Here is a 1,830-nt window from a genome sequence, read left to right on the forward strand (position 1 = left end):
TTGTTGTTCCAGGACCCAACAGTGTGCCAAACGCATAACAACCAAGACAACTACCAACCCGTACGGTCCGTTCCTCACACCCCGAAGAGTGTTGTACTTGAACCAGGCTGCCAGTTGCCGATCATCGGCTGTTTTATTGATATTCCACCCTTGAGCAACTCACCGAGAAACAATCGTTCTCGCAATGAGTCTTTACTCCTCACACCACCAATACATCTCCATGCGGAGTCGATCGTGGTGTTTGGTGCTCCTTAGAAAGGAGGTGATCCAGCCGCACCTTCCGGTACGGCTACCTTGTTACGACTTAGTCCCAATCGCCAGTCCCACCTTCGACAGCTCCCTCCCCACAAGGGGGTTAGGCCACCGGCTTCGGGTGTTACCAACTTTCGTGACTTGACGGGCGGTGTGTACAAGGCCCGGGAACGTATTCACCGCAGCGTTGCTGATCTGCGATTACTAGCGACTCCGACTTCATGGGGTCGAGTTGCAGACCCCAATCCGAACTGAGACCGGCTTTTTGGGATTAGCTCCACCTCACAGTATCGCAACCCATTGTACCGGCCATTGTAGCATGCGTGAAGCCCAAGACATAAGGGGCATGATGATTTGACGTCGTCCTCACCTTCCTCCGAGTTGACCCCGGCAGTCTCCTATGAGTCCCCACCATAACGTGCTGGCAACATAGAACGAGGGTTGCGCTCGTTGCGGGACTTAACCCAACATCTCACGACACGAGCTGACGACAACCATGCACCACCTGTAAACCGACCGCAAGCGGGGCACCTGTTTCCAGGTATTTCCAGTTCATGTCAAGCCTTGGTAAGGTTCTTCGCGTTGCATCGAATTAATCCGCATGCTCCGCCGCTTGTGCGGGCCCCCGTCAATTCCTTTGAGTTTTAGCCTTGCGGCCGTACTCCCCAGGCGGGGCACTTAATGCGTTAGCTACGGCGCGGAAAACGTGGAATGTCCCCCACACCTAGTGCCCAACGTTTACGGCATGGACTACCAGGGTATCTAATCCTGTTCGCTCCCCATGCTTTCGCTCCTCAGCGTCAGTTAATGCCCAGAGACCTGCCTTCGCCATCGGTGTTCCTCCTGATATCTGCGCATTTCACCGCTACACCAGGAATTCCAGTCTCCCCTACATCACTCTAGTCTGCCCGTACCCACCGCAGATCCGGGGTTGAGCCCCGGACTTTCACGGCAGACGCGACAAACCGCCTACGAGCTCTTTACGCCCAATAATTCCGGATAACGCTTGCGCCCTACGTATTACCGCGGCTGCTGGCACGTAGTTAGCCGGCGCTTCTTCTGCAAGTACCCTCAACCAACAAAAATGCTGGCCTTGTTCCCTACTGAAAGAGGTTTACAACCCGAAGGCCGTCATCCCTCACGCGGCGTCGCTGCATCAGGCTTTCGCCCATTGTGCAATATTCCCCACTGCTGCCTCCCGTAGGAGTCTGGGCCGTGTCTCAGTCCCAGTGTGGCCGGTCACCCTCTCAGGCCGGCTACCCGTCGTCGCCTTGGTGAGCCATTACCTCACCAACAAGCTGATAGGCCGCGAGTCCATCCAAAACCAATAAATCTTTCAACAAAACCCCATGCGAGGTAAAGTCAATATCCAGTATTAGACCTCGTTTCCAAGGCTTATCCCAGAGTTAAGGGCAGGTTACTCACGTGTTACTCACCCGTTCGCCACTAATCCCCCCGCAAGCGGGGTTCATCGTTCGACTTGCATGTGTTAAGCACGCCGCCAGCGTTCATCCTGAGCCAGGATCAAACTCTCCGTTAATAACTAAACAGACACACACACTCACACCGGAAAAAGGT

The 1,830-nt window shown here is 54.7% G+C and carries 1 rRNA gene; it reads right to left on the reverse strand.

From position 1 onward, the window contains the following. Window positions 1-255 precede the first annotated feature (255 nt). Window positions 256-1,792, reverse strand: a 16S ribosomal RNA gene (locus ACX80Q_RS18630). Between the last annotated feature and the right edge of the window lie 38 nt (window positions 1,793-1,830).

The organism is Arthrobacter sp. HLT1-20 (assembly GCF_054510895.1).